The following is a 23,384-nucleotide window of genomic DNA, read 5'->3' as shown; positions in this document are numbered from 1 at the left end:
GCTGAAGGTTGGGCATGTGAGGCAGATGGGGCTGTGCCACGGGCTTTTCAAGCGTGGCTGGCAGGGCTGCGCTGCCGGGCGGTGCTGGGCAACAGCTGGCCATTTGCCTAAAATGTGCAAATTCTGACCGCGACCCGCCATGCTAGTTGCCCGCCTTCTGCGCCTCGATGAACAGGCCCACGCCCATGCCCACGATCATCACCAACTGGTGATGTCGCTGTCCGGCCGCGCGGAATTCGAAGTGGGCGGCCGGGGCGGCGAGGTCTGCCGCATGCGCGCCTGCCTGGTGCCGGGGGATGCCGAGCATCAGTTCGCCGGCATGGGCGAGAACCGCATGCTGATCCTCGACCTCGACGAGCAGGGCACCAGCAGCGAAGACCGCGAGCTCCTCGCGCGCCTGTTCGAAACCCCGCGCTACCCCGAGCTGGATGCCGATTTCCAGAACCTCCTGAGCTACGCCGGCGCCGAACTGGCGCGCTACGGCAGCGACCAGATCCTCGCCCGCTCCCTGGGCGGCGTACTGCTGCGGGCCCTGCACCTGCGCCTGTTCGGCGACCAGCCCCGGCGCTCGGCCGGTGGCCTGGACATGGAGCCCCTCGACGCGCACATCCTGCAGAACCTGTCGCGGCGCATCAGCGTCGCCGAGCTGGCGCAGATCGCCTGCCTCAGCCCCAGCCACTTCCACGCCCTGTTCAAGGACAGCGTCGGCCTCAGCCCCCACCAATACCTGCTCAAGACCCGCCTCGACCGCGCCGCCCGCCTGCTGCGCGAGAGCGACCTGGCCCTGGTGCGCATCGCCGAGGAGTGCGGCTTCTCCAGCCAGAGCGCGCTGACCAACGCCATGCGCCGCTACCTCGGCCTCACCCCACGGCGCCTGCGCAGCGGCCACTGAGGCGAGGGTGATGGCCAGTTGCTTCCGCCGGCCGCGTGAAGTTCCGCCGATCGACAGCTAATCTGCAATTCAACTGGTTCGCACAGGCCAGGGGCATGGCGCACGAGCCGCCCCCGTCGGCCGTTCAAAGGGTGGAAGACGACATGCTGTGCTTCACTCCATGGCCCCCCGTAATGGGCCTGATCGGTCTTTTGTGGTGCCTGTGCGGCACGCTCTCGGCGGCGCCCCTGCAGGGCGAGGTGGTCGACGGCCATGGGCAGCCGCTGGGAGATGCGGTGCTCAGCCTGAACGGCCCTTCGGGCAGCGCCGCCATTCCCGACACGGGTGTAATGGACCAGCGCGACAAGCAATTCGCCCCCTACGTGCTGGCGGTGCATACCGGCACCGCCGTGAGCTTCCCCAACAGCGACAACATCCGCCATCACGTCTACTCCTTCTCGCCGGCCAAGCGCTTCGAACTGCGCCTCTACCAGGGCACACCCGCCGAACCCGTGGTGTTCGACAAGCCCGGCGTGGTGGTGCTCGGCTGCAACATCCACGACTGGATGCTGGGTTACGTCTACATCACCGACGACCCCTTCTTCGCCGTCAGTGACGACGCCGGCCACCTCAGCCTCGACCTGCCTCCCGGGCGCTACACCGCCAGCCTCTGGCACCCCCAGGTGCCCAACATGTTGCCCGTCGCTGCGGGCGAGGTGGAGGTCTCGGCCGCCGGCCTCGTCCAGCGCTTCCCGCTGACGCTGCAGGGCGCTCCGGCCGCACAACCGTCCGCGCCGGTGGAAAAAGGCTTCGGTGACGCATTCAAGAGGGCGGCGGGTGAGGCTCAGTAACAGCTTCCAGGCGCGCATCGCCTGCGTCCTCATTCTCCTGCTGCTGGTTGTGGTCAGTGCGCTGTACTTCGCCGTCAAGGCCGCCACAGGCGCCGCCGTGCAGGCCCAGGCGCGCGAGGAGCTGGATATCGGCGGGCGTGTCTTCGAGCGCCTGCTGGAGTCGCGCAGCCGCCAGTTGCATGACGCCGTGCAGGTTCTGGCGGCCGACTTCGGCTTCAAGGAGGCGGTGGCCAGCGGCGACGAGGAAACCATTCGCTCCGCCCTTGGCAACTCCGGTGCACGCATCAACGCCGGTGCGGTAATGCTCCTGGGCATGGACGGCAAGCTGCAGGTCTCCACCGCTGTGCGGGTCGGCAGCGATTCCTCGGCGCGCCTCGCCGAACTGATGCAGGAGCACCAGCGCAATGGCGGACAGGGCCTGCTGCAACCCATCGACGACGACATCTACCTGCTGGTCGAGGCCAACGTCACCGCGCCCATCCCCATCGCCCGCGTGGTCATGGGCTTCCGCCTGGATGCCGACTTCGCCAGCGAGATGCGTGAGCTCACCCACCTCGACATGAGCCTGGTGGCAACCCAGGCGGGTAAGCCGGACATCTGGCTCAGCACCCTGCCTGGCGACCTCGAGGAGGCGCTCAGGAGCGAGATCAAGACCCACGATGGCGACATCCTGCGCATCGGCGAGCGGCGCTACATGGATCGCCGCCTGGTGCTGTCCAGCGGGGCGGACTACCAGGTGCTGCTGCTCCTGCACAAATCCCTGGAGCAGGCCCAGGAGGCCTTCGCACCGCTGGACCGGGACATCCTGCTGATCGCCCTCTGCGCGCTGCTCGGCTCTCTGGCCGGCGCGCTGTTGCTGGCCCGCAGCGTGTCGCAGCCGGTGCGAGCCCTGGCCGCAGCCGCCCGGCGCATCGGCGAAGGCGACTACCAGAGCACCCTCGAACTGGACCGCTCCGACGAACTGGGGCAACTGGCCGGCGCCATCAATCGCATGCGCGACGACATCGCCGAGCGTGAGCGGCAGCTCGCCCATAACGCCCTGCACGACACACTCACCGGCCTGCCCAACCGCACCCTGGCGCTGGAGCGCCTGGGCAGCGCCATCACCGCCGAACGGCCCACCGCGCTGCTGTACCTGGGCATCGGCAACTTCCGTTCGGTCAATGAAGCCTGTGGCCCTGGTGGCGGCGACCTCGTCCTGCAGCAGATCGGCCGGCGCCTGCACGCCACCCTGCGCCCCGGCGACAGCCTGGCGCGGCTGATCGCCGACGAATTCCTTTTGCTGCTGGAGGGCACCGACAGCGACAGTGCGGTGGCCGCGGCGGACAAGCTCCAGCAATTGCTGCTCAAGCCGCAGCGCATCGGCAGCCTCGACGTCGCCATCGATTCGCGCATCGGCATCGCCTGCTACCCCGCCGATGGCAGCACGCCGGAGGAGCTGCTGCGCCGCGCCGGCATCGCCATGCAGGATGCCGCCCAGGCGCCTGGCCACCTGCAGCTCTACCAGCAGGGCCGCGACGCCGCCCAGCAGCGCCAGGTGCTGCTGATCCGCGACCTGCGCCATGCCGCCGCGCGGGGCGAACTGCTGCTGCACTACCAGCCCAAGCTGGACATCGCCGAGGGCCGGGTGCTGCAGGCCGAGGCACTGCTGCGCTGGCAGCACCCGCAGTTCGGCCTGGTCTCGCCCGGGGAGTTCATTCCCCTGGCCGAGCGCACCGGCAGCATCCAGTCGCTCACCGCCTGGGTCATCGAAGAGGTGCTGCGCCAGCTCCAGGAATGGGCCGGGCGTGGATTGCGCCTGCAGGTCTCGCTCAACATCTCCACCGACGACCTGATGGGCCGCGAGCTGGTGGAGCGCATGCGCGGCCTGTTGCGACGCTTCCGTGTGCACCCCGACCAACTGAGTTTCGAAATCACCGAAAGCGCGGTGATGCAGGACCCGGTCCAGGCGCTGAAGGTGCTCAACGGCCTGCGCGACCTGGGCATCAGCCTCTCGGTGGACGATTTCGGCACCGGCTACTCCTCCCTCGCTCAGTTGAAAAGCATGCCGGTGCAGGAGTTGAAGATCGACCAGTCCTTCATCCGCGAGCTGGACGAGACCAGCGAAGACGCGGTGATCGTCCGCTCCACCATCGACATGAGCCACAGCCTCGGGCTCAAGGTGGTCGCCGAGGGCGTCGAGCACGCCCACAGCCTGCGCCTGCTCGAACGCTGGCGCTGCGACACCGCCCAGGGCTACCTGATCAGCCGGCCGCTATCGGCCAGCGCCTTCGAGGCCTGGATCGCACAGCCACTCCACTCACCCATCGCCGCGGTGCACTGACCATGAACCGATGCCTGGCCCTGCTCATCGCCCTGTCCCTGCCCGCCGCTGCGTTCGCCGATGAGGGCCGCCTGCTGGCCACCGGCGGCGCCACCAGCGTCGAAGGCGCCGCCGGCGGTGGGATTACACCCTGGGCGGTGCTGGCCGGCTACGGCGAGAAGGGCGAGTGGGGCGCCACCGCGTTCGCCACCCGGGTCGAGACCGGCGACTACCGCCTCGACGCCGCCGGGGTGGCCGCCTCCTGGGACAACCGCCTGGAGCTGTCCTACGCCCGCCAGCGCTTTGATCTCGGCACCCTGGCCCGCGACCTGTCGCTGCCGGAAAACACCCTCAGCCAGGATGTGGTGGGGCTCAAGGTGCGGCTGTTCGGCGACCTCATCTACGATCAGCTGCCGCAGGTGTCCCTGGGGCTCCAGTACAAGCGGCAGAAGGACTTTCTCATCCCCTCCCTGGTGGGCGCCCAGCGTGACGAGGACACCGAAGGCTACATCGCCGTCAGCCGCCTGATCCTCGGCGGCGCCTTCGGCTACAACCTGCTGCTCAACGGCGGGCTGCGCTACAGCCGGGCCAACGAGCTGGGCCTGCTGGGCTTCGGCGGCGACCGCCGCGACGAACGCTCGGTGCTCAAGGAAGGCTCCATCGCCGTGCTGCCCGACCGCCACTGGGCCATAGGGGTCGAATACCGGGAGAAGCCCGACAACCTCAACTTCGCCGGCGAAAGCGACTGGGCGGACCTGTTCGTCGGCTACTTCCCCAACAAGCACCTGTCGGTGGTGTTGGCCTATGCCCGCCTCGGCGAGATCGCCACCCTCGACAACCAGGACGGCGTCTACCTGTCCGTGCAGGGGAGCTTCTGACATGCGCCGCCTGATCCTCGTCGCCACCCTGGTCCTGGCCGCCTGCGCCCAGCAGCCACCGAGGGACGACAGCCTCTACCAGGACCTGGGCGGCACGCCCGGCATCACCCGCATCGTCGAAGGCATGCTGCTGAACATCGCCAAGGACGAGCGCATCGTCGAACACTTCCGCAAGATCGACATCGAACGCCTGCGCGACAAGCTGGTGGAGCAGTTCTGCGTCGAGGCGGGTGGCCCCTGCGAATACACCGGCGACAGCATGGAGGAGAGCCACAAGGGCCAGCGCCTCACCGAAAGCGATTTCAACGCCCTGGTGGAAGACCTGCAGGACGCCATGGACGCCGAAGGCATCTCCAGCCGCACCCAGAATCGCCTGCTCGCACGCCTCGCGCCGATGCGCGGTCAGGTCATCCACAAGTAGCATTGCAGAGCGGCGGTTGCACCTTGTGGTGCAACCAGGTTGCACGTCTTGTTGGACAGTCGGAGGATTTCGCAATAACTCCGGAGCTTTTCGAAAGAAAAGGGCGCCACCGCTCTCTACATTCCGCTGTCCCTTTCGCGCGGCCGGGTCGACACTTGACCCAGCGGCGAATCGATATGGCCAGACCGGACCAGGAAGACCAGGTGCAGTCCGGATGGCTTGGCGTCTCGTCCTGAGGCGAGGCATGACGCCTGAGCACCGATGACGGGCAGAGGTTGCACCCCCACGGGTTGCGCCGGGCCCGCAAACCAATCGGTAATTGCCCCGAGCAACTGCCAAATGCCAACCAGAGAGATGCGAAATACCCGTCGCACCTCCATAACAACAAACGACAGGGGAGACCCCCAATGAGTATGAGCAACCCGATGCTGATCACCTTCGTGATCTATATCGCTGCCATGGTGCTGATCGGCTTCGCGGCCTACCGCGCCACCAACAACCTTTCCGACTACATCCTCGGTGGCCGCAGCCTCGGCAGCTTCGTCACCGCACTGTCCGCTGGCGCCTCCGACATGAGCGGCTGGCTGCTGATGGGCCTTCCGGGTGCCGTCTACCTCTCCGGCTTGTCGGAAAGCTGGATCGCCATCGGCCTGATCGTCGGTGCTTATCTCAACTGGCTGTGGGTTGCCGGCCGTCTGCGCGTGCAGACCGAGCACAACGGCAACGCCCTGACCCTGCCCGACTACTTCACCAACCGCTTCGAAGACCACAGCCGCATCCTGCGCATCTTCTCGGCCCTGGTGATCCTGGTGTTCTTCACCATCTACTGCGCATCCGGCATCGTCGCTGGTGCCCGTCTGTTCGAGAGCACCTTCGGCCTCTCCTACGAGACCGCCCTCTGGGCCGGCGCCGCCGCCACCATCGCCTACACCTTCGTCGGTGGCTTCCTGGCGGTGAGCTGGACCGACACCGTGCAAGCCTCGCTGATGATCTTCGCCCTGATCCTCACCCCCATCGTGGTGATGCTGGCCACCGGTGGCATCGACCCCACCTTCGCCGCCATCGAGCTGAAGGACGCCACCAGCTTCGACATGCTCAAGGGCGCGTCCTTCGTCGGCGTGATCTCGCTGCTGGCCTGGGGCCTGGGCTACTTCGGCCAACCGCACATCCTGGCGCGCTTCATGGCCGCTGATTCGGTCAAGTCGATCCCGGCTGCCCGCCGCATCTCCATGACCTGGATGGTGCTCTGCCTCGGCGGCGCCGTGGCCGTGGGCTTCTTCGGCATCGCCTACTTCTCGGCCCACCCGGAAGTCGCCGGCGCCGTCACCGAGAACCCCGAGCGCGTGTTCATCGAACTGGCCAAGCTGCTGTTCAACCCCTGGGTCGCCGGCGTGCTGCTGTCCGCCATCCTCGCCGCGGTGATGTCCACCCTCAGCTGCCAGCTGCTGGTGTGCTCCAGCGCCCTGACCGAAGACTTCTACAAGGCCTTCTTCCGCAAGAACGCCAGCCAGGTCGAACTGGTCTGGGTCGGCCGCGCCATGGTGCTGCTGGTAGCTGTGATCGCCATCCTCATCGCCGCCAACCCCGAGAGCAAGGTCCTGGGCCTGGTGTCCTACGCCTGGGCCGGCTTCGGTGCCGCCTTCGGCCCCGTGGTCATCCTCTCCCTGCTGTGGAAGGGCATGACCCGCAACGGCGCCCTGGCCGGCATGATCCTCGGTGCCGTCACCGTGGTGCTGTGGAAGCAGTTCTTCGGCTGGACCGGCCTGTACGAGATCGTCCCCGGCTTTATCCTCGCCACCCTCGGCATCCTGATCTTCAGCCACATTGGCAACGGCCCGTCCGCGGCCATGGTCAAGCGCTTCGACGAAGCCGAGAAGGAATACCAGGACGCCAGCGCCTGATGATCTAGCCGCCCGGGCCGCAGAGCCCGCGCGGTAAACAATTTGATAGTGCTTCAACGGCCCTCGTCCTCGGACCCGGGCCGTTTTTTTATGCCCGGGAAAACGCCTGCCGCACGGTGACGACCCTTGCTTTTCGTGGGAGCGAATTCATTGGCTCTGTCTGCGTTAAGTGTTGCTAGAAGAGTGGAGTCCAGCTGATTGCCGAGCTTTGCTGGTGCTTCTGGTTTCGCCCCCCCGGGCGAGTCCCTTTTCTCAATCGCCAGAAAAGGAACCAAAAGGGCTTGCCCCTCCATACGGGTCTGGCTGAAGCCAGACTTCCCTCGCTCCATCATCGTTCCAGGGGCACGCCGCGAAGGGCCATCCCTGGCCCATCACGGCTCTCGCGACATCCATGTCGCTCAACCCCTTCCACGACGATTCGCTCGGCCTCCTGGGAAGGGGCGTTTGGCGGCTGCTCCAGCTTTCTTCGCCCAGCGCATCACCACGTGGTGCGCACGGACTTTCGTAGGATGGGTAGAGCGAAGCGAAACCCATGCGGTGGCAGAAACCCTTGGCCCCCGGAAAGCACCGTGCTTGAGCGCTTGCTTTAAAGCCACAACAGCTAACGCCGACAGAGCCAATTCATTCGCGATGCGTGTGTGGGGCGGACCGTCGGGTTGCACCCGACCTACGAGGGGGTGCCTACCACCTCCCGGCTCAACCAGTCGAAGAACGCCTTCACCGGCGGGTGCCGCTCGCGGCCCGGCACGCAGAGGGTGGAATAGCCCGCGCCCTCCACGCTGATCTCCGGCCGGTAGGGCACCAGCAGGCCGCTGGCGACGCTTTCGGACACCAGGATCGAGCTCGCCAGCACCAGCCCCTGGCCGGCGATGGCCGCTTGCAGGGCGTAGTGCTCCTCGTCGTACTCGCGCTGCGGCGCGGTCTCCAGCAGGCGCTGCTCGCCGGCGGCCTGGCACCAGGCCTTCCAGCCCAGTTCGTAGAGCTGCGCGTTGCGCCAGCGGATGGTGATCAGCGTCGGCTGGCGGTTGCCCAGTTCGGCCACCAGCGCCGGCGAGCCGTAGACGCCGAAGCACTCGTCCAGCAGGCACTGGCTGTGCAGGCTCGGGTAGCTGCCGATGCCATAGCGGATCACTAGGTCGATGCTGGCGTCCTGGTGCAGGTCCACCAGGGTGTTGCTGGTGTCCAGGCGCAGGCTGATGGCCGGGTGCGCGGCATAGAAGCGCCCCAGGCGGGGGATCAGCCACAGCGCGGCGAAGGCCGGCGTGGTGGACAGGGTCAACTGGCCGCCGCTGCGCTGCGGGCGCAACTGGTCGAGGGTCTGGGTCACGTCCAGCAGCGCCCCGTGCAGGCTGCCGAACAGCTGCTGGCCACAGGCGGTCAGGCGCACGCTGCGGGGCAGGCGCTCGAACAGCGGCACCCCGAGCCAGCCTTCCAGGCTGCGGATCTGGTGGGACACCGCCGTCGGCGTCACCGCCAGCTCCTCGGCGGCGGCCTTGAAGCTCAGCAGGCGGGCGGCGGACTCGAAGGTGCGCAGGGCGGTCAGGGGCAGGTTGGCGAACATTTGGGCTCCACGGATGAAATGGATTCATCCAGATGAACTATCGGTCATTTGTCCGGGAAAACGGCTGGTCCTAGCTTAGTGCCTATGTTCAGGCCGGTCACCGGCCGCGAAGAAATGACCAGGACCCAGGAGTAACAGATGAATCTCATTCTCTCGATCCAAGGCAGCCCCCGTGGCGAACGTTCCCACTCGCGCCGCCTGCAGGACGCCTTCCTCGCTGCCTGGCAGGGCCAGGATGCCGCCCGCCAGGTGGTGCACCGTGAAGTCGGGCGCTCACCCATCGCGCCGGTTACCGAAGGCTGGATCGCCGCCGCCTTCCACCCCGAGCCGGAGAACCGCACCGAGGTGATGAAGGCCGACCTGGCCCTGAGCGACCTGCTGGTGGACGAAGTCTTCGCCGCCGACCGCCTGGTGATTTCCGCACCCATGTACAACTTCGGCGTGCCCAGCGGGGTCAAGGCCTGGGTCGACCAGATCGTGCGCATCCGTCGCACCTTCGACTTCCATCCCGACCGTCCCGGCAACCCCTACACACCGCTGGTGCTGGGGCGCAAGGCGCTGATCATCACCACCCGTGGCGACCACGGCTACGGCCCCGGCGGCGTCAACGCCCACATGAACCACGCCGACGCCTACCTGCGCACCGTGCTGGGTTACATCGGCATCACCGACGTGACGGTGGTGGCGGTGGAGAACGACGAGTTCGGCGGCGACGCCTTCCAGCAGTCCTACCAGCGCGCGGAGCGCGCCCTGGTGGAACTGGCCGAGGTCTTCTGAGGAGGTCGCCATGGCCTGGTTGTTCCTGCTGATCGCGGCGTTCTTCGAGGTGCTCTTCGCCATGAGCATGAAGTACGCCAACGGCTTCACCCAACCGCTGCCCAGCGCCCTGGTGGTGCTGGCGGCCAGCGCCGGCATCTACTTCCTCACCCTGGCCATGCGCGTGCTGCCGGTGAGCGTCGCCTACCCGATCTGGACCGCCATCGGCACCCTCGGCACCGTCATCCTCGGCGTGGCGCTACTGGGCGAATCCATCACCCCGATGAAGCTGCTGTCGGTGGCGCTGATCATCGCCGGGGTGGCGGGGTTGAAGTGACACCAGAAGCCTCGGGGCGGCGGAAGGGCTCCACCGGTGTGTAGGGTGGAGGTCGCTTTTTACCTCCACCAGACGGAGTCGAGCGCGGCACGTAGCCGTTCCTGAAACCGCGCATTGATGGGTTTCGCTTCGCTCTACGCCATCCTACGAAAGCGCAAGGCATCGCGAATGAATTCGCTCCCACAAGGGCGGCGCTGCGCGCCGCTGGGCGACTGAAGTCGCCCCTACAGGGTGATTCTGTGTCTCGACACTTCGCAAGGCACGGCCATTGCCCTAAGCTGCCACGCTTTCCCCCCATCGAGGCGTTTACGTGAGCTCCCAAGACCCCCTGCACGGCATGACCCTGGCGAAGATCCTCGAGGAGCTGGTCGCCAAGTACGGTTGGGACGGGCTGGCCAAGCGCATCGATATCCGCTGCTTCAAGAGCGACCCGAGCATCAAGTCGAGCCTGACCTTCCTGCGCAAGACGCCCTGGGCGCGGGAGAAGGTCGAGTCGCTGTTCATCGACGTGCGCCGCCGCCAGGAGTGAGCCCTCAGAGCCGGCTGGCCCGCACCGAGGCCTCCGGCATCTGGCACAGGGTGGCGCGGCCCGGCTCCAGGTAGGGCTGGAGGATCGGCGCCATGCCCTTCATCACCTGCACCGGCAGCGCCGAGGTGAAGCGGAAGTTCGAGGCCTGGCTGCCCGCCACGTAGGCGGTGAGGGTGCCGAAGTGCCGCGGCCCCAGGTAGAAGACGAAGGTGGCAGTGCGGTTCAGCGCCTTGGAGCTGATCACCTGGCCGCTGCGCCCCACCGTCTGCAGGCGGTTATCCCCTGTGCCGGTCTTGCCGCCCATCACCAGCGGCTTGCCGTCGGGCTGGGTGAAGGTGCCTTGCAGGCGCCGCGCGGTACCGGCATCCACCACTTGCGAGAGCGCCTCGCGCAGCGCCGTCGCCACTTCCGAGGCCATCACCCGTTTGCCCGGCGCCGCCGCGTGGCTGAGCAGGGTTTCGTAGGGTGTGTCGGCGGCGAAATGCAGGCGGTCGATGCGCACCGTGGGCAGGCGCACGCCGTCGTTGACGATGATCCCCATCAGCTCCGCCAGCGCCGCCGGGCGATCGCCCGAGCTGCCCAGCGCGGTGGCCAGGGAGGGCACCAGGTGGTCGAAGGGATAGCCCAGCTGGCGCCACTGCTGGTGGATATCGAGGAAGGCTTCCACCTCCAGCATGATGCGGATGCGCTTGTCCCGGGCGTTCTTGCGCTGTGATTTGAACAGCCAGCCGTACACCTCGCTGCGCGGCCCGCCGCTGGCTTCCACCGCCTCGCGGTAGGTGGCCTGCGGGTGGCCCTGCAGGTAGGCCAGCAGCCACAGCTCCAGCGGGTGCACCCGCGCCACGTAACCCTGGTCGTTGAGGTTGAAGGCGCCGGGGCCGTAACGGTCGTACAGCTGGTTGATGCGCTTGTCGGCCAGGGCCTCGTTGGGCAGGCGCTCGCGCATGAAGGCGGCGAAGGTCGCCCGGTCGGCCTGGGGTTGCAGGTAGCGGTGGATGGCCGCGAGGCGCGAGGCCCAGGGGCGCAGGCCGTCGAGGAAGGTGGCCATGCGCTCGTCGGCGTCCTTGCCCTTGTACTTGTTCCAGAAGCGCAGCAGGTAGGTCTGGCTCTCACGGGACACGAACAGGTCCAGGTAGCCCTGGCGGCGCGGGTCCCTGTCGTCGGAGAGCAGCGCCACCTTGCCGCCGTCGGGGCGGTAGATGTCGTGGCGCACGATGTCGCGCAGCAGGCGCACGAAGGGCAGGTTGATCGACTCGCGCAGGGCGTCGCGCAGGCTCGGGTTGCGGCCGTTGTCCTCCTTGCGGAAGTTGCTGAAGGTGTGCAGCCCGCCGCCGGTGAAGAAGCTCTCGCTGGGGCTGGCCGAGTAGGTGCGGTCCAGCGCCGCCGCCAGCATCGGCGCCAGGCTGCGGTCGTGGGTGGTGGCCAGGTAGTCGAGGGCCCAGCGGCTCAGGGCGTCCAGCGGGTCGACCTGCACCTTGCGCAGCTCCGCCGCCGGCATCTCGCCGTAGTGGGTGTGCAGCGCGGTGATGGAGTCCAGGTAGGTGGCCAGCACTCGCAGCTTGGCGGTGGAGCCCAGCTCCAGCTTGCTGCCCTCGTTGATGTCGAAGGGCTGGTCGGTGTTGTCGGTCTGCACCCGCACCTGGTTGCCCGAAGGCGTGCGCTCGAACAGGGTGAAGCTGTAGCGCACCTCGCGGGTCTTCTCCGGCGACAGCAGGCGCTCGCCGAACAGCCCGGCCTGCTCGGCGTAGGCCGGCTCGGCGAGGTCGTGCAGGTAGGTGGTGACGGCCTGCTGCAACTCACCCTGCAGGCTGCTGCTGGCGGCCAGGTCGAGGCGGTCGAGGTCGTAGAGCGGCATCTGCAGCATGCTCGACAGGCGCGCCCGCGCCAGGCTGATGCCCTTGTTGCCTTCGATGCGCGACAGCGCCGGCTCCTGCTGCAGGTCGCGGAAGCCCAGGCGCGCCTCCAGGGCCGCCTGGCCCAGGGCCGGGCGCAGCACGCCGGCGTTGCCCAGCAGGCGCAGGTGGCTGTCGGTCAGCGCCTCCAGCTCCTCGCGCCCGCGTGAAAGGTAATAGGAGGGGCGGCGCTGGGCGATCATCAGCGACACCACCTGGTGCAGCGCCAGGCCCCGTGCCTGCAGGTGTTCGGGCTCGTCCTGGTGCTCGGCCAGCAGGCGGTTCACCTGCTCGAAGTCGGCGCCGTACCAGACCCGCAAGCCATCGGCCAGGCCGTGCACCTCGCCATGGCCCGGCACGGCGGAGAGCGGCACGCTGTTGAGGTAATCGAGCACCACGCGCTGGCGGGCGGCCAGGGTTTCCGGGCCACCCCGGTAGGCGCGCACGCTGGCCGAAGCCATCTGGCGGATCTTCTCGCCGGCCGACAGGGTGAGGCCGGAGGGCGAGTGGCGGTACTTCTCCAGCTGGGTCGCCAGGGTGCTGCCGCCGGCGCTCTGCCCGGGCATGTCGAGCACCTTGCCGGCCTGGCTCAGCGCTGCCTTGACGAAGCGCGGCCAGTCCACCGCCGGGTTGGCCAGGGGCTCGTCGGCCAGCAGGGAGCGGTTCTCGATGAACAGCAGGCTGCTGGTGAGCAGCGGCGGGATGGCGGAGAAATCCGGGTAGAGCTGCTGCGGGTAGCTGAAGCGGTACAGCGGCTCGCCCCGGCAATCGCTGATGTCGATGCCCGCCTGGACCTTCTCCCGGTACGGCGGAAACAGCCCGTGGCGGCTGTACTCCATCAGCTCCGGGGAGAAGCGCACCTGCTGGCGGATGGCATAGCCGCGCTGGTCCAGGCGCTGCAACATCGGCGGCAGGTAGACGTAGCCCAGGCGCTTGTCGAAGGGGCCGTCGTGGGGGTAGAGGATGGTGTCGCTGGGGCCTTCTTCGAGGCTGTAGTTCAGGGTTGCGGCATAGCGGGTGATTTCGCGGGATTGCAGCCAGGAACTGCGCATCTCCTCGCGGGCGGCGAGGGCAATGGCGACACCGGCCAGCAGCATCAGGGTCCAGAACGCCAGGCGGTGTTTCTTGCGGCGGGAGCGGCCGGGCCGCAAGGTGACCTCGTTGAGGCTACCTTTCGGTATCTCGGTGGACGATGCGTCGGTTTGCCATAAAACGCCCATGGTCGATGGCCTGGCTGGCGCGTTACCGCTCTTGTACAAAGCGTAGTTGCTGAGAACCGCAGCGCGCCCCGAAACGACATAAAACAAGGCGATAGGCCATGTCAGACGATAACCGGCAGCAAATAGACCGCAGTTGGCGCGCCAATGCCGGCGCCTGGACCGACGCCGTGCGCGGGCGACGCATCGAAAGCCGTCGCCTGGCCACCGACGGCGCCATGCTCGATGCGCTGGTGGCGCGGGCACCGCAGCGGGTGCTGGACCTGGGGTGTGGCGAGGGCTGGCTGTGCCGTGCCCTGGCCGAGCGGGGCATTGCCACCCTGGGCGTGGATGCGTCCCCGGGGCTGGTTGAGCTGGCGCGGGCCGCAGGGGGAGCGTTCGAGTGCTGCGACTACCAGGGCTTTATCGAGCAGCCCCTGGGCTTCGGCCGCTTCGATGCCGTGGCCTGCAACTTCGCCTTGCTGGAAGAGGACCTGCAGCCCCTGCTCACGGCGATTGGCCTGGCTTTGGCGCCGGGCGGCGCACTGCTGTTGCAGGCCGTCCACCCCTGGACGGCGGCGGGCGAGGAGGGCTACCGCGATGGCTGGCGCCTGGAGACCTTCGCCGCCTTCGGCGGGGCCTTCGCCGAGCCCATGCCCTGGTACTTCCGCACCCTGGAATCCTGGCTGGCCCTGCTGGGGTGCAGCGGCCTCGTGCTGGAGGCGCTGCACGAACCCCGTCATCCCGACAGCGGGGTACCGCTGTCGCTGCTGCTCATCGCTCGCCGTCAGGGCTGAATGCGGTAGAGGGTGCGGGTCACCCCGTAGCCGGGGTTGGCCAGGCGCACGGGCGTGGGCGTGGCCTGCGGCGGCTTGCGCTGGTTGAGGCGGTTGCTCAGGTCCAGCCAGGCCGCCAGGGCCGACATCAGCAGCACCCCGGCGCAGGCCAGCGCCACCTGGCCCACGGCGTTGAGCCCATAGAGGGTGGCGACGGCGTCCGCCAGGGGGGCCAGCAGCACGCTGAGGCAGAACACTTCCAGCGAGTGCATGCCCATGCGGCACACTTCGCGGGCCGGCCAGCGGGTCAGCCAGTCGCTGCGCGGCAGCAGCACGGCCACGCAATAGGCGAGGGCGAGGAAGTGCAGCAGGCGCATGGGCGAGAGGTCGGTCTTGTCCAGCGGGTAGAGCACATCGCGCACCAGCATGGGCATCCAGGCGTCGTGCAGGCCGGGCACCTTCCAGCTCAGTGCGACCACCGCGCTGAACATCAGGTAGCCGGCAGCGGCGAAGAACAATGGCGACTTCCAGGTGGCCGGCGGCGCATCGGCCGGCCGCGTCTGCGCATGGCGCGCGGCCACGCCGCCGAGGACGAAGAGGAACTGCCAGGCCAGCGGATTGAAGAACCACTCGCCGCCGGGGTGCGAGCTGAGGTTCCACCCGGGCGCGCACAGGTACAGCGCGCCGGACAGCGCCAGGGCGGCGAAGCTCCAGCGCATCAGCAGCGGCAGGATCAGCGGCAGCCCGGCCAGCAGCACCACATAGAGCGGCAGCGGGTCCATCAGGTTGGGCTTGAAGCGCAGCAGCAGCTCGTCGATCAGCGCCTGCTGCGGGTTGGCCAGGAAGTAGTCCAGGCCCATCTCGTTGATGAAGTTGCGGCTGTCCACATGGTTGTTGGTGTAGAACACCACCCCCATCAGCACCGCCAGCAGGAAGATGTGGGCCACGTACAGCACCCAGACCCGGCGCAGTACCCGCAGGCAGGCCACCGCGTAGCCGTCGCGCAGCAGCAGCTTGCCGTAGGCGAGCACGGCGGCGTAGCCGGCGAGGAAGACGAAGATCTCCGCCGCGTCGCTGAAGCCGACGTTGCGGGGCGTGACCTGGCCGAGCGGGTTGTGCGGAATGTGGTCCCAGAAGATGAACACCAGGGCCAGCCCTCGGAAGAAATCGATACGGAGGTCGCGTCCTGTCTGCATGGCGGCGTACTCGCGGCAAGTCCCGCCCGGGCTGGGCGAGCGGTGGGTCCTGATGGTTCTGACTGCGGCCCTGGGGCGAGTTTCCCCATGCAAGACGGACGGTCGTGCCCGCCCCGACGCACGGCTTTACCGACGCGGCGGGAAGCCGCACTATCCGCGCGTTTCGATGCGTGCATTCAAGGAGTGGAAATGAGCAAGGCATTGCTGGTCGTGGACATGCAGGCGGGGCTGTTCCTCACCCCCCCGGAGCCCTGGCGCGCCGGGCAGGTACTGGAGCGGATCAACCGCCTGGCCGACCGTGCACGCAGCGCCGGGGTGCCGGTGATCTACGTGCAGCACGACGGCGAGCCCGGCAGCGAGCTGGAGCCCGGCTGCATCGGCTGGCAGCTGCACCCGGGGCTGGAGCGAGGCGACAACGACTGGGTGCTGCGCAAGACCGCCTGTGACGCCTTCTTCGAGACCGAGCTCAAGGCCACCCTGGAGAAGCTCTACGTCACCGACCTGGTGGTGACCGGCTACGCCACGGAGTTCTGCGTCGATACCTCCATCCGCCGTGCCGCCAGCGAGGGCTTCAACGTCATCCTGGCCAGCGATGCGCACACCACCCGCGACCGGCCGCACCAGAGCGCCGAGGCGATAGTCGCCCACCACAACTGGGTCTGGGGCGAGTTCATCCAGCCCCGCAACCCCATGCGCCTGCAGCAGGCCGAAGAGATTCACTTCTGAGGAGAGACACCATGGGCAGCATCACCTTCCCCGACGGCACCGCCGTACCCGCCATCGGCCAGGGCACCTGGCACATGGGCGAGCGCCCCGACCAGCGCGCCCGCGAAGTCGCCGGGCTGCGCCTGGGCCTGGAGCTGGGCATGAGCCTGATCGACACCGCAGAGATGTATGCCGAAGGCGGCGCGGAGCAGGTGGTGGGCGAGGCCATCGCCGGGCATCGCGACGCGGTATTCCTGGTCAGCAAGGTGTACCCGTGGAACGCCAGCCGCCAGGGCGTCGAGCAGGCCTGCGAGCGCAGCCTCAAGCGCCTGGGCACCGACCGCATCGACCTCTACCTGCTGCACTGGCCGGGCGAGCATCCGCTGGAGGAAACGGTGGAAGGCTTCGAGCGCCTGCGCGAGCAGGGCAAGATCCTGCGCTGGGGCGTCTCCAACTTCGACCTGGCCGACCTGCAGGGCCTGCCCGCTGGCTGCGCCGCCAACCAGGTGCTGTACAACCCCGAGTCGCGCGGCATCGAGTTCGACCTGCTGCCCTGGCAGCAGCGCCAGCGCATGCCGCTCATGGCCTACTGCCCGGTGGGGCAGGGCGGCAGCCTGCTGCGTGATGCGGCGTTGCTGGAAGTCGCCCGCCGTCACGAGGCCACCCCGGCGCAGGTGGCCCTGGCCTGGGCGCTGCGCCAGGACGGCGTGATCGCCATTCCCAAGGCGGTCGATCCCGTGCACATCCGGCAGAACGCCCGCGCCGCCGATCTCGGCCTGAGCGCCGACGACCTGGCGCTGATCGACCGCGCCTACCCGGCGCCGACCCGCAAGCAGCGACTGGACATGGTCTGACCCGCTTTGCACCCTGGGTGGGCGCCGAGCGCAGCTGTGTGGGTGCGCGGGTGCGCGGGTGGGCGGGTGGGCGTAGGGTGGGCTTCAGCCCACTGTTTTTCGGCGGGCACGAGGCTTGGCTGATCAGCGAGCCCGGAGGGTGGGCCGGGCGGCGCTCCGCGAGCGGAGCGAAACCATCACCCCGGAGCGATCTCCCGGTCCTATCCGGCCAATATACGAAGAAGCATCTGTCGACAAGATTCCTATTGTCCTACGGCTCCCATAGACTCGCGGGTCTGTGACCCAGGGAAGGATTGTTATGAATCGCATGCTGTGGACGTTGTTCGGCCTGATGGGGTTGGCGATGAGCGCCGGGGCGCAGGACCTGTCGACGCCGGACCCGCTGCTCGATGCGCCCGCCGCGTCCGCCAGCCCCGGCAGCGCCGCACGCGGCGTGTTGCGCGCTCGTGACCAGGCCGTGCTCGCCAGCGAGCTGGCCGGGCGCATCACCGAGATGCCTTATGCCGAAGGCCAGGCGTTCAAGAAGGGCGAGGTGCTGGTGCGCTTCGACTGCAGCGCCTACCAGGCCCAGCTCAACGCCGCCAATGCCGCCACCCGCGCCGCCCGTGAAGAGCTGAAGAACAAGCAGCAACTGGCCGCGCTCAACTCCGTCGGCCGCTTCGAAGTGGCCCTGGCCGAGGCGCGCCAGGCGCAATCCCAGGCGGAAGCCCAGGTCTACCAGGTGCAGGTGCAGCGCTGCCAGGTCAAGGCGCCCTTCGATGGCCAGGTGGTCAGCCGCCGCGTGCAGCCCCATGAAAGCGTGCCCAGCGGCGCGCCGCTGCTGGAGGTGGTGGACAACCGCACCCTGGAGATCCACCTGCTGGTGCCATCGCGCTGGCTCGGCGGACTCAAGCCCGGTGAACCCTTCGAATTCGTGCCCGACGAGACCGGCAAGCCGCTCAAGGCCACGGTCAAGCGCCTCGGTGCGCGCATCGACGAAGGCAGCCAGACCCTGCTGCTGATCGGCGCCCTGCCCGAGGACGCGCCCGGCCTGCTGGCCGGCATGAGCGGCAGCGCACGCTTCCCGGAGAGCCGATGAACGCGCCGCTGCCCGGCTTCGCCGAGCGGGTCTTCGCGGTCTTCCTCGGCCTGCAGGCCCAGGCCCGCAAGGCCGGGACGTCTTCGCAACTGGCCTTCGCCATGGTCAACGACGGCCAGGGTGTATTCGGCTATCGCCATGCCGCGCTGCTGATCACCGGCAAGGTCCGCGCGCTCACCGGCATCAGCGTGGTGGAACCCAACGCCCCCTTCGTCGCCTTCGTCGAGCGTGCGGCGGCCCAGCGCCTGGCTGCGTGCCAACTGGGCGAGCCCGGCGTCGTCGAGCCGAGCAGCCTGGACGAGGGCAGCCGCGAGGACTGGCAGGCGCTGTCCGCCGCCCAGGCCTTCTGGCTGCCGTTGAAGGATCGCCAGGGCGAGGTCTTCGGCGGCCTGTGGATCGCCCGCGACACCCCCTGGAGCGAGGCCGAGCAGGCCTTGCTGGTGCAGCTCGGCGACACCTACGCGCACGCCTGGCTGGCCCTGCAGCCGCGCAAGCCCTGGCGCCTGCGCTGGCCGAAGAAGAAGCTCCTGGCCCTGGCCGGCGCGCTGGCCCTGGTGCTGCTGGTGCCGGTGCGCCAGTCGGTGCTGGCGCCGGCCGAAGTGGTGCCCCAGGGCGGGCGCGTGGTGGCCGCGCCGCTGGACGGGGTGATCGCCGAATTCCTCGTCAAGCCCAACCAGAGCGTTGCCGCCGGCGACCTGCTGGTGCGCTTCGACGCCACCACCCTCAAGGCCCAGGCCGATGTCGCCGAACGCGCCCTGGGGGTGGCCGAGGCGGAACTGAAGGCCAACAGCCAGCGCGCCTTCGCCGACGCCGAATCCAGCGCCCGCATCGACCTGCTGGCCGCCCGCGTGGAGCAGAAGCGTGCCGAGCGCGACTACGCCCGGCAGTTGCTGGCGCGCAGTGAAGTCCGCGCCGAGCGCGCCGGCATCGCCGTGTTCGCCGATGCCGAGCGCCTCACCGGCAAGCCGGTGCAGACCGGCGAGCGGCTGATGCAGATCGCCGACCCGGCCCAGGCCGAGCTGCGCATCGAGCTGCCCGTGGGCGACGCCATCGCCCTGCAACCCGGCGCCGAGGTGGCGCTGTTCCTCGACAGCGACCCGCTCAACCGCCACGACGCACGCCTTGAACGCGCCGCCTACGAGGCCCAGGCCACCGCCGCCGGGCAACTGGCCTATCGCCTCGACGCCGCCTTCGCCGATGCCCCGCCACGCATCGGCCTGCGCGGCACCGCCAAGCTCTTCGGTGACCGCGCGCCGCTGGCCTACTACCTGTTGCGCCGCCCTCTGGCCGCGCTGCGCCAGGGCCTGGGGTTCTGATGCTGCCCGCCCTGCGCCCCGACCTGCAGCTCTCGCCCGCCGCGCCGGACCGCGACGGTGCGCCGCAATGGACCCTGGCCGACCCCCTGCGTGGCCGCTATTTCAAGCTCGGTGCCGCCGCCGTCCGCCTGCTGCGCCACTGGTCGCGGGGTGAGCCCCAGCAGGTGCTGGCGGCCGCCAACGCCGAGCCGGGCGCGCCCCTGGGCGCCGGCGAGCTGGAGCAGATGCTGCGCTTTCTGCGCGGGCACGACCTGATCGCCGCCCTCGACCCGGAACAGCGCGCCAGCTATGCCCTCAAGGTCGCCAGCACGCGCCACAGCCTGTGGCAGCAGGTGCTGCACCAGTACCTGTTCTTCCGCATCCCGCTGTGGCGGCCGGACCGTTTCCTCAACCGAGCCTGGCCGGTGCTGGAACGCAACGGCCCCTGGCTGCTGCGACGCGGCCTGCCGGTAATTCTGCTGCTCGGGCTGTTCCTGGTGGCCCGGGACTGGGAGCGCTTCCTCGCCACCTTCCCGCACCTGTTCAGCTTCGGCGGCGCGCTGGCCTTCGGCATCGCGCTGACCTTCGCCAAGCTCTGCCACGAGTTCGGCCATGCCTTCATGGCCAAGCGCGCGGGGTGCCGGGTGCAGAGCATGGGCCTGGCCTTCATGGTGATGCTGCCGATGTTCTACACCGACGTCAGCGACGCCTGGCGGGTGCAGGACCGGCGCTCGCGATTACTTATCGGCGCCGGCGGCGTGCTCGCTGAGCTGGTGCTGGCGGTGCTGGCGCTGCTGGCCTGGTCGCTGCTGCCGGACGGCCCGGCACGTACCGCCGCCTTCATGCTGGCCAGCGCCACCTGGATCACCACCCTGGCGATCAACCTCAACCCCTTCATGCGCTTCGACGGCTACTTCCTGCTGAGCGACCTGTGGGGCGTCGACAACCTGCAGAACCGCGCCTTCGCCCTGGGCCGCTGGCGCCTGCGCGAGGCGCTGTTCGGCTACGGCGAACCGGCCCCGGAGCCCTGGTCGCCAGCCATGCAGCGCCGCCTGCTGCTGTGGAGCTACGGCTCGTGGATCTGGCGCGCGGCGCTGTTCTTCGGCATCGCGCTGACGGTCTACCACCTGTTCTTCAAGGTGCTGGGCATCTTCCTGATGCTGGTGGAGCTGGTGTGGTTCATCGGCCTGCCGATCTGGAAGGAATTCGGCGAGTGGTGGCAGCGCCGCGACCAGGCCGACCCGCGCAAGGTGCTGCTCACAGGCTCGGCCCTGGGGCTGGTGCTGCTGGTGCTGCTGGTGCCCTGGCGCAACGCCGTGGACGTGCCGGCCATGCTGGAGGCCGCGCGCACCGGCACCCTGCACGCGCCCATCGGCGCGCGGGTCAAGGCGGTACGGGTGAAGGACGGCGACACGGTGGAGCAGGGCGCCCTGCTGGTGGAGCTGGAATCCCCGGACCTGGACGCGCGCCAGGGCATCGTCCGGCGCGAAATCGACATCCTCCAGTTGCAGCTGCGGCGCCAGGCCGGGCGCAGCGAGACCGCCGCCGAGACCGGGGTGATCGAGCAGCAACTGGCCGAGGCCGTGGCCGAGTATCGCGGCCTGGCCGCCCAGCGCGAGCGCCTGCAACTGCGTGCGCCCCTGGCCGGCGTGGTGCGCGACCTGCCACCGGACCTGGTGGTGGGCCGCTGGCTGCACAGCGGCGAGACCCTGGCGCGGGTGATCGCCCCCGGGCTGCGCCTGCGCGGCTACCTGGCCGAGGAAAACCTCTGGCGCGTGGCGCCGGGGGCCGAGGGCCGCTTCATCGCCGACGACCCGGCGCGGCCCGCCTTCGCGGTGCGCCTGGACGAAGTGGACACCACCGGCGTCGCCTACCTCGAACTGGAGGCGCTGACCTCCGACCACCACGGCCAGGTGGCCGTGCGACGCAACGCCCAGCAACGCGCCGAGCCGGTGCAGGCCCAGTACGGCGTGCGCCTCAGCCTGTTGCAGGACCTGCCGCCCCCCGCCCAGCCACTGCGTGGCGTGGTGGTGCTGGAGGGCAGCCGGCAGTCGCTGCTCGGCTTCGCCTGGCGCCGCATGGCGGCGTTGGGTGTCAGGGAAAGCGGTTTCTAGCCCATCTGCCAAGGAAGGTTCCATGGACGTAACCCTGCCGATCTGTTCCCGCCTGCCCTGGCGCTTCGACCTGGAGCCGCTGCTGGCGGCCCTGGAGCGGATCGACCCGACGGCCTGGGTGGCGCATTTCAACACCGCCTACTACCAGGGCGACTGGAGCGGGATCGACCTGGTGGCGGCGGTGGACGCGCCGATTCCCCTGGCGCCGGGCTTCGGCCCGGTGGCCCGCAGCGCCCTGTGCGCGGCCGATCCGGCCTGGCCGGCGGCCATCGAGCGGTTCGGCGAGGGCCTGCGCAGCGCGCGCCTGCTGCGCCTGGGCGCCGGCGCCAGCATCCGCGAGCATTGCGACCCCGACCTCGGCGCGCCGGAGGGGCCGTTGCGCCTGCACGTGCCGCTGCTCAGCCCGCCCGGGGTGGAGTTCCTGGTGGACGGCCGGCAGGTGCCGATGGCGCCCGGTGAGTGCTGGTTCATCGACCTGTCCCGCCCCCATCGGGTGGACAACCCGGGGCCGGGACCACGCATCCACCTGGTGCTGGACTGCCTGGCCCACCCGCGCCTGCGCCAGGCGATCGCCGAGGGCCTGGCGACGACGCCTGCGCTGCAACCGAGCCGGGGCGTACGGGCCTTCGCCGCGTTCAACGAGCAGGTGCAGCAGCGCCCGGAACTGGCCCGTGCGCTGCAATGGATCACCGACCCCACCGACTTCTGCCGTGAGGCGATAGCCGCCGGCCAGGCCCTCGGGCTGGTGTTCGGCGAGGCGGATGTGCGCATGGCCATGCGCCAGGGACGCCAGGCCTGGAGCCGGCAATGGAGCGTGCGATGACCCCGTTGGATTTCACCGAGTGGCTGCCGATCCGTGCCTTCGAGCAGGCCGGCAGCTGGCAGCTGGACTGGGCCTGGTTCGGCACCGCGCCCCTGGCCCGTCCCTTCTTCAGCGACGATGTGGACGATGCGCTGCGCCTGCCGTTCAACCTGGCCCTGCGCCGCCAGACCGGCCTGGATGCGCTGTTCGACTGGCAGGCCCGCAGCCCCGGCCTGGAACCTTCGCTGCTGGTGTTCCACACCTCCCGCTGCGGCTCCACCCTGCTGGCGCAATTGCTGCGAGCCCTGCCCGGGCACGTGGTGCTGTCCGAGCCGCCGCCGCTGGATGCCTTGCTGCGCGCGCACTACCGCGACCCCACGGCCTCCGCCTGGCAGGCGGACGCGGTGCGCGCCTTGTTCTCTGCCTATGGCCAGCGGCGCTGCGGCGACGAAACCCGGCTGGTGGTCAAGCTGGACGCCTGGAATCTCTTCGAGGCGCAGTTGTTGCGCCGGCTCTACCCCGAGGTGCCGTGCCTGTTCCTTTACCGCGACCCGCTGGAGGTGGTGGTGTCCCAGCGGCGCCAGCCCGGCCTGCATGCGGTCCCTGGGCTGCTGGGCCCGTCCGGGCTGGATGGCCTGCCGGGGCGGGAGGCAGTGGCGCCCGGCGATTACCTCGCCTGGATGGTCGGCCACCTGCTGCAGGCCGGGTTCGGCCTGTGCGCGGCCGGCGAAGCGGTGGCCTTGAACTACCGTGAACTGCCCGACGCCCTCTGGGGCCACCTGGGGCCGCTCCTGGGCATCGACCCGGCCGCCGTGCCGCACCTGCAGGCCGTGGCCGGACGGGATGCCAAGCGCCCCGGACAAGCCTTCAGTGCCGATGGCGAGGCCAAGCGCAACGAGGCGGACGAGGCCACACGGGCGGCTGTGGAGCGCTGGGCGAGGGCGCCCTATCAGGCGCTGGAGGCCCTTCCACCCCCGCCACTTGTGAATGACGCTTCACATTCATTGCCCAAACCGCCGAACGGCGATTTTTCGATGGTGGCCAACTGAAATCTTCGTCTATGCTGCAA

Annotated in this window: 20 protein-coding genes; 17 read left to right on the top strand and 3 right to left on the bottom strand. The window is 69.0% G+C overall.

Translation table 11 applies throughout. From position 1 onward, the window contains the following. Positions 1 to 139 precede the first annotated feature (139 nt). The 6 genes from ACXI0U_RS16150 to putP all read left to right on the top strand — a co-directional run bounded on the left by ACXI0U_RS16150 (position 140) and on the right by putP (position 7,224). Positions 140 to 892 (top strand): AraC family transcriptional regulator, encoded by a 753-nt coding sequence (locus ACXI0U_RS16150; protein WP_021222106.1) that lies wholly within the window; start codon positions 140 to 142, stop codon positions 890 to 892. A gap of 173 nt (positions 893 to 1,065) precedes the next feature. Beyond that, the gene (locus tag ACXI0U_RS16145; protein ID WP_479550566.1) at positions 1,066 to 1,722 is read left to right on the top strand and encodes a methylamine utilization protein; all 657 of its coding nucleotides are present in this window, start codon (positions 1,066 to 1,068) and stop codon (positions 1,720 to 1,722) included. Next, entirely contained in the window at positions 1,709 to 4,045 is a 2,337-nt protein-coding gene (locus tag ACXI0U_RS16140; protein ID WP_021222104.1) for a putative bifunctional diguanylate cyclase/phosphodiesterase, read from the top strand. Before ACXI0U_RS16145 ends, ACXI0U_RS16140 begins: the two co-directional genes overlap by 14 nt. 2 nt (positions 4,046 to 4,047) lie before the next feature. Then, a complete protein-coding gene (locus tag ACXI0U_RS16135) occupies positions 4,048 to 4,902 on the top strand; it encodes a DUF3034 family protein (RefSeq protein ID WP_316925836.1) in 855 nt (284 codons plus the stop codon). A 1-nt stretch (position 4,903) separates the two neighbouring features. Beyond that, positions 4,904 to 5,323: a group I truncated hemoglobin gene (locus ACXI0U_RS16130; RefSeq protein ID WP_021222102.1), complete on the top strand. Its 420-nt coding sequence runs from the start codon at positions 4,904 to 4,906 to the stop codon at positions 5,321 to 5,323. A gap of 407 nt (positions 5,324 to 5,730) precedes the next feature. After that, positions 5,731 to 7,224 carry a sodium/proline symporter PutP gene (gene putP, locus ACXI0U_RS16125; RefSeq protein ID WP_374981801.1) on the top strand — a complete coding sequence of 498 codons (1,494 nt, stop codon included), beginning with the start codon at positions 5,731 to 5,733 and terminating at the stop codon, positions 7,222 to 7,224. A gap of 667 nt (positions 7,225 to 7,891) precedes the next feature. On the opposite strand, the gene ACXI0U_RS16120 is transcribed toward putP, so the two are convergent. Then, on the bottom strand, positions 7,892 to 8,785 hold the full coding sequence (locus tag ACXI0U_RS16120; protein WP_431482471.1) for a LysR substrate-binding domain-containing protein: 894 nt from the start codon (positions 8,783 to 8,785) through the stop codon (positions 7,892 to 7,894). 138 nt (positions 8,786 to 8,923) lie between these two features. On the opposite strand from ACXI0U_RS16120, the gene ACXI0U_RS16115 reads away from it, so the two are divergent. From ACXI0U_RS16115 to ACXI0U_RS16105, 3 genes are all read left to right on the top strand, one after another. Further along, the gene (locus tag ACXI0U_RS16115; protein WP_316925834.1) at positions 8,924 to 9,562 is read left to right on the top strand and encodes an FMN-dependent NADH-azoreductase; all 639 of its coding nucleotides are present in this window, start codon (positions 8,924 to 8,926) and stop codon (positions 9,560 to 9,562) included. Positions 9,563 to 9,572: 10 nt separating this feature from the next. Further along, positions 9,573 to 9,878: a DMT family transporter gene (locus ACXI0U_RS16110; protein ID WP_184487816.1), complete on the top strand. Its 306-nt coding sequence runs from the start codon at positions 9,573 to 9,575 to the stop codon at positions 9,876 to 9,878. Positions 9,879 to 10,188: 310 nt separating this feature from the next. Beyond that, positions 10,189 to 10,407: a VF530 family protein gene (locus ACXI0U_RS16105; RefSeq protein ID WP_021222097.1), complete on the top strand. Its 219-nt coding sequence runs from the start codon at positions 10,189 to 10,191 to the stop codon at positions 10,405 to 10,407. A gap of 4 nt (positions 10,408 to 10,411) precedes the next feature. Here the strand turns inward: ACXI0U_RS16105 and ACXI0U_RS16100 are convergent, their stop codons facing one another. After that, positions 10,412 to 13,519: a transglycosylase domain-containing protein gene (locus tag ACXI0U_RS16100; protein WP_479550565.1), complete on the bottom strand. Its 3,108-nt coding sequence runs from the start codon at positions 13,517 to 13,519 to the stop codon at positions 10,412 to 10,414. Positions 13,520 to 13,617: 98 nt separating this feature from the next. Here ACXI0U_RS16100 and ACXI0U_RS16095 point away from each other — a divergent pair, with 98 nt between their 5' ends. Then, complete coding sequence (locus ACXI0U_RS16095) at positions 13,618 to 14,292, top strand: class I SAM-dependent methyltransferase (RefSeq protein WP_479550564.1); 675 nt, start codon at positions 13,618 to 13,620, stop codon at positions 14,290 to 14,292. Here the strand turns inward: ACXI0U_RS16095 and ACXI0U_RS16090 are convergent. Beyond that, positions 14,283 to 15,467 (bottom strand): OpgC family protein, encoded by a 1,185-nt coding sequence (locus tag ACXI0U_RS16090; RefSeq protein WP_479550563.1) that lies wholly within the window; start codon positions 15,465 to 15,467, stop codon positions 14,283 to 14,285. The two genes, ACXI0U_RS16095 and ACXI0U_RS16090, sit on opposite strands and share 10 nt — an antisense overlap. Before the next feature lie 189 nt (positions 15,468 to 15,656). Between ACXI0U_RS16090 and ACXI0U_RS16085 the strand changes: the two genes are divergently transcribed. The 7 genes from ACXI0U_RS16085 (at position 15,657) to ACXI0U_RS16055 (ending at position 23,364) form a co-directional block, all read left to right on the top strand. Further along, complete coding sequence (locus tag ACXI0U_RS16085) at positions 15,657 to 16,193, top strand: cysteine hydrolase family protein (protein WP_431482468.1); 537 nt, start codon at positions 15,657 to 15,659, stop codon at positions 16,191 to 16,193. An 11-nt stretch (positions 16,194 to 16,204) separates the two neighbouring features. Next, complete coding sequence (locus ACXI0U_RS16080) at positions 16,205 to 17,026, top strand: aldo/keto reductase (protein ID WP_431482467.1); 822 nt, start codon at positions 16,205 to 16,207, stop codon at positions 17,024 to 17,026. A gap of 331 nt (positions 17,027 to 17,357) precedes the next feature. Then, complete coding sequence (locus tag ACXI0U_RS16075; protein WP_431483514.1) at positions 17,358 to 18,104, top strand: efflux RND transporter periplasmic adaptor subunit; 747 nt, start codon at positions 17,358 to 17,360, stop codon at positions 18,102 to 18,104. Then, a complete protein-coding gene (locus ACXI0U_RS16070) occupies positions 18,101 to 19,420 on the top strand; it encodes an efflux RND transporter periplasmic adaptor subunit (RefSeq protein WP_479550562.1) in 1,320 nt (439 codons plus the stop codon). Before ACXI0U_RS16075 ends, ACXI0U_RS16070 begins: the two co-directional genes overlap by 4 nt. Next, a complete protein-coding gene (locus ACXI0U_RS16065; protein WP_031288790.1) occupies positions 19,417 to 21,513 on the top strand; it encodes an efflux RND transporter periplasmic adaptor subunit in 2,097 nt (698 codons plus the stop codon). The genes ACXI0U_RS16070 and ACXI0U_RS16065 overlap by 4 nt, the downstream gene beginning before the upstream one ends. 22 nt (positions 21,514 to 21,535) lie before the next feature. Beyond that, positions 21,536 to 22,336 carry an aspartyl/asparaginyl beta-hydroxylase domain-containing protein gene (locus ACXI0U_RS16060; RefSeq protein ID WP_479550561.1) on the top strand — a complete coding sequence of 267 codons (801 nt, stop codon included), beginning with the start codon at positions 21,536 to 21,538 and terminating at the stop codon, positions 22,334 to 22,336. Then, the gene (locus tag ACXI0U_RS16055) at positions 22,333 to 23,364 is read left to right on the top strand and encodes a sulfotransferase family protein (protein ID WP_479550560.1); all 1,032 of its coding nucleotides are present in this window, start codon (positions 22,333 to 22,335) and stop codon (positions 23,362 to 23,364) included. The genes ACXI0U_RS16060 and ACXI0U_RS16055 overlap by 4 nt, the downstream gene beginning before the upstream one ends. Positions 23,365 to 23,384: the final 20 nt, after the last annotated feature.

The organism is Pseudomonas sp. C9D1, assembly GCF_056491235.1.
The sequence above is the reverse complement of the archived record's forward strand: the minus strand, read 5'-3'. Positions and strand labels throughout refer to the sequence as shown.

Coding starts and splice junctions, on each gene's coding strand:
- ACXI0U_RS16115 (WP_316925834.1), top strand. CDS start 8,924: ATGAATCTCATTCTCTCGATCCAAGGCAGCCCCCGTGGCGAACGTTCC.
- ACXI0U_RS16120 (WP_431482471.1), bottom strand. CDS start 8,785: ATGTTCGCCAACCTGCCCCTGACCGCCCTGCGCACCTTCGAGTCCGCC.
- ACXI0U_RS16130 (WP_021222102.1), top strand. CDS start 4,904: ATGCGCCGCCTGATCCTCGTCGCCACCCTGGTCCTGGCCGCCTGCGCC.
- putP (WP_374981801.1), top strand. CDS start 5,731: ATGAGTATGAGCAACCCGATGCTGATCACCTTCGTGATCTATATCGCT.
- ACXI0U_RS16110 (WP_184487816.1), top strand. CDS start 9,573: ATGGCCTGGTTGTTCCTGCTGATCGCGGCGTTCTTCGAGGTGCTCTTC.
- ACXI0U_RS16085 (WP_431482468.1), top strand. CDS start 15,657: ATGAGCAAGGCATTGCTGGTCGTGGACATGCAGGCGGGGCTGTTCCTC.
- ACXI0U_RS16060 (WP_479550561.1), top strand. CDS start 21,536: ATGGACGTAACCCTGCCGATCTGTTCCCGCCTGCCCTGGCGCTTCGAC.
- ACXI0U_RS16070 (WP_479550562.1), top strand. CDS start 18,101: ATGAACGCGCCGCTGCCCGGCTTCGCCGAGCGGGTCTTCGCGGTCTTC.
- ACXI0U_RS16090 (WP_479550563.1), bottom strand. CDS start 15,467: ATGCAGACAGGACGCGACCTCCGTATCGATTTCTTCCGAGGGCTGGCC.
- ACXI0U_RS16135 (WP_316925836.1), top strand. CDS start 4,048: ATGAACCGATGCCTGGCCCTGCTCATCGCCCTGTCCCTGCCCGCCGCT.
- ACXI0U_RS16150 (WP_021222106.1), top strand. CDS start 140: ATGCTAGTTGCCCGCCTTCTGCGCCTCGATGAACAGGCCCACGCCCAT.
- ACXI0U_RS16055 (WP_479550560.1), top strand. CDS start 22,333: ATGACCCCGTTGGATTTCACCGAGTGGCTGCCGATCCGTGCCTTCGAG.
- ACXI0U_RS16080 (WP_431482467.1), top strand. CDS start 16,205: ATGGGCAGCATCACCTTCCCCGACGGCACCGCCGTACCCGCCATCGGC.
- ACXI0U_RS16095 (WP_479550564.1), top strand. CDS start 13,618: ATGTCAGACGATAACCGGCAGCAAATAGACCGCAGTTGGCGCGCCAAT.
- ACXI0U_RS16075 (WP_431483514.1), top strand. CDS start 17,358: ATGGGGTTGGCGATGAGCGCCGGGGCGCAGGACCTGTCGACGCCGGAC.
- ACXI0U_RS16145 (WP_479550566.1), top strand. CDS start 1,066: ATGGGCCTGATCGGTCTTTTGTGGTGCCTGTGCGGCACGCTCTCGGCG.
- ACXI0U_RS16100 (WP_479550565.1), bottom strand. CDS start 13,519: ATGGGCGTTTTATGGCAAACCGACGCATCGTCCACCGAGATACCGAAA.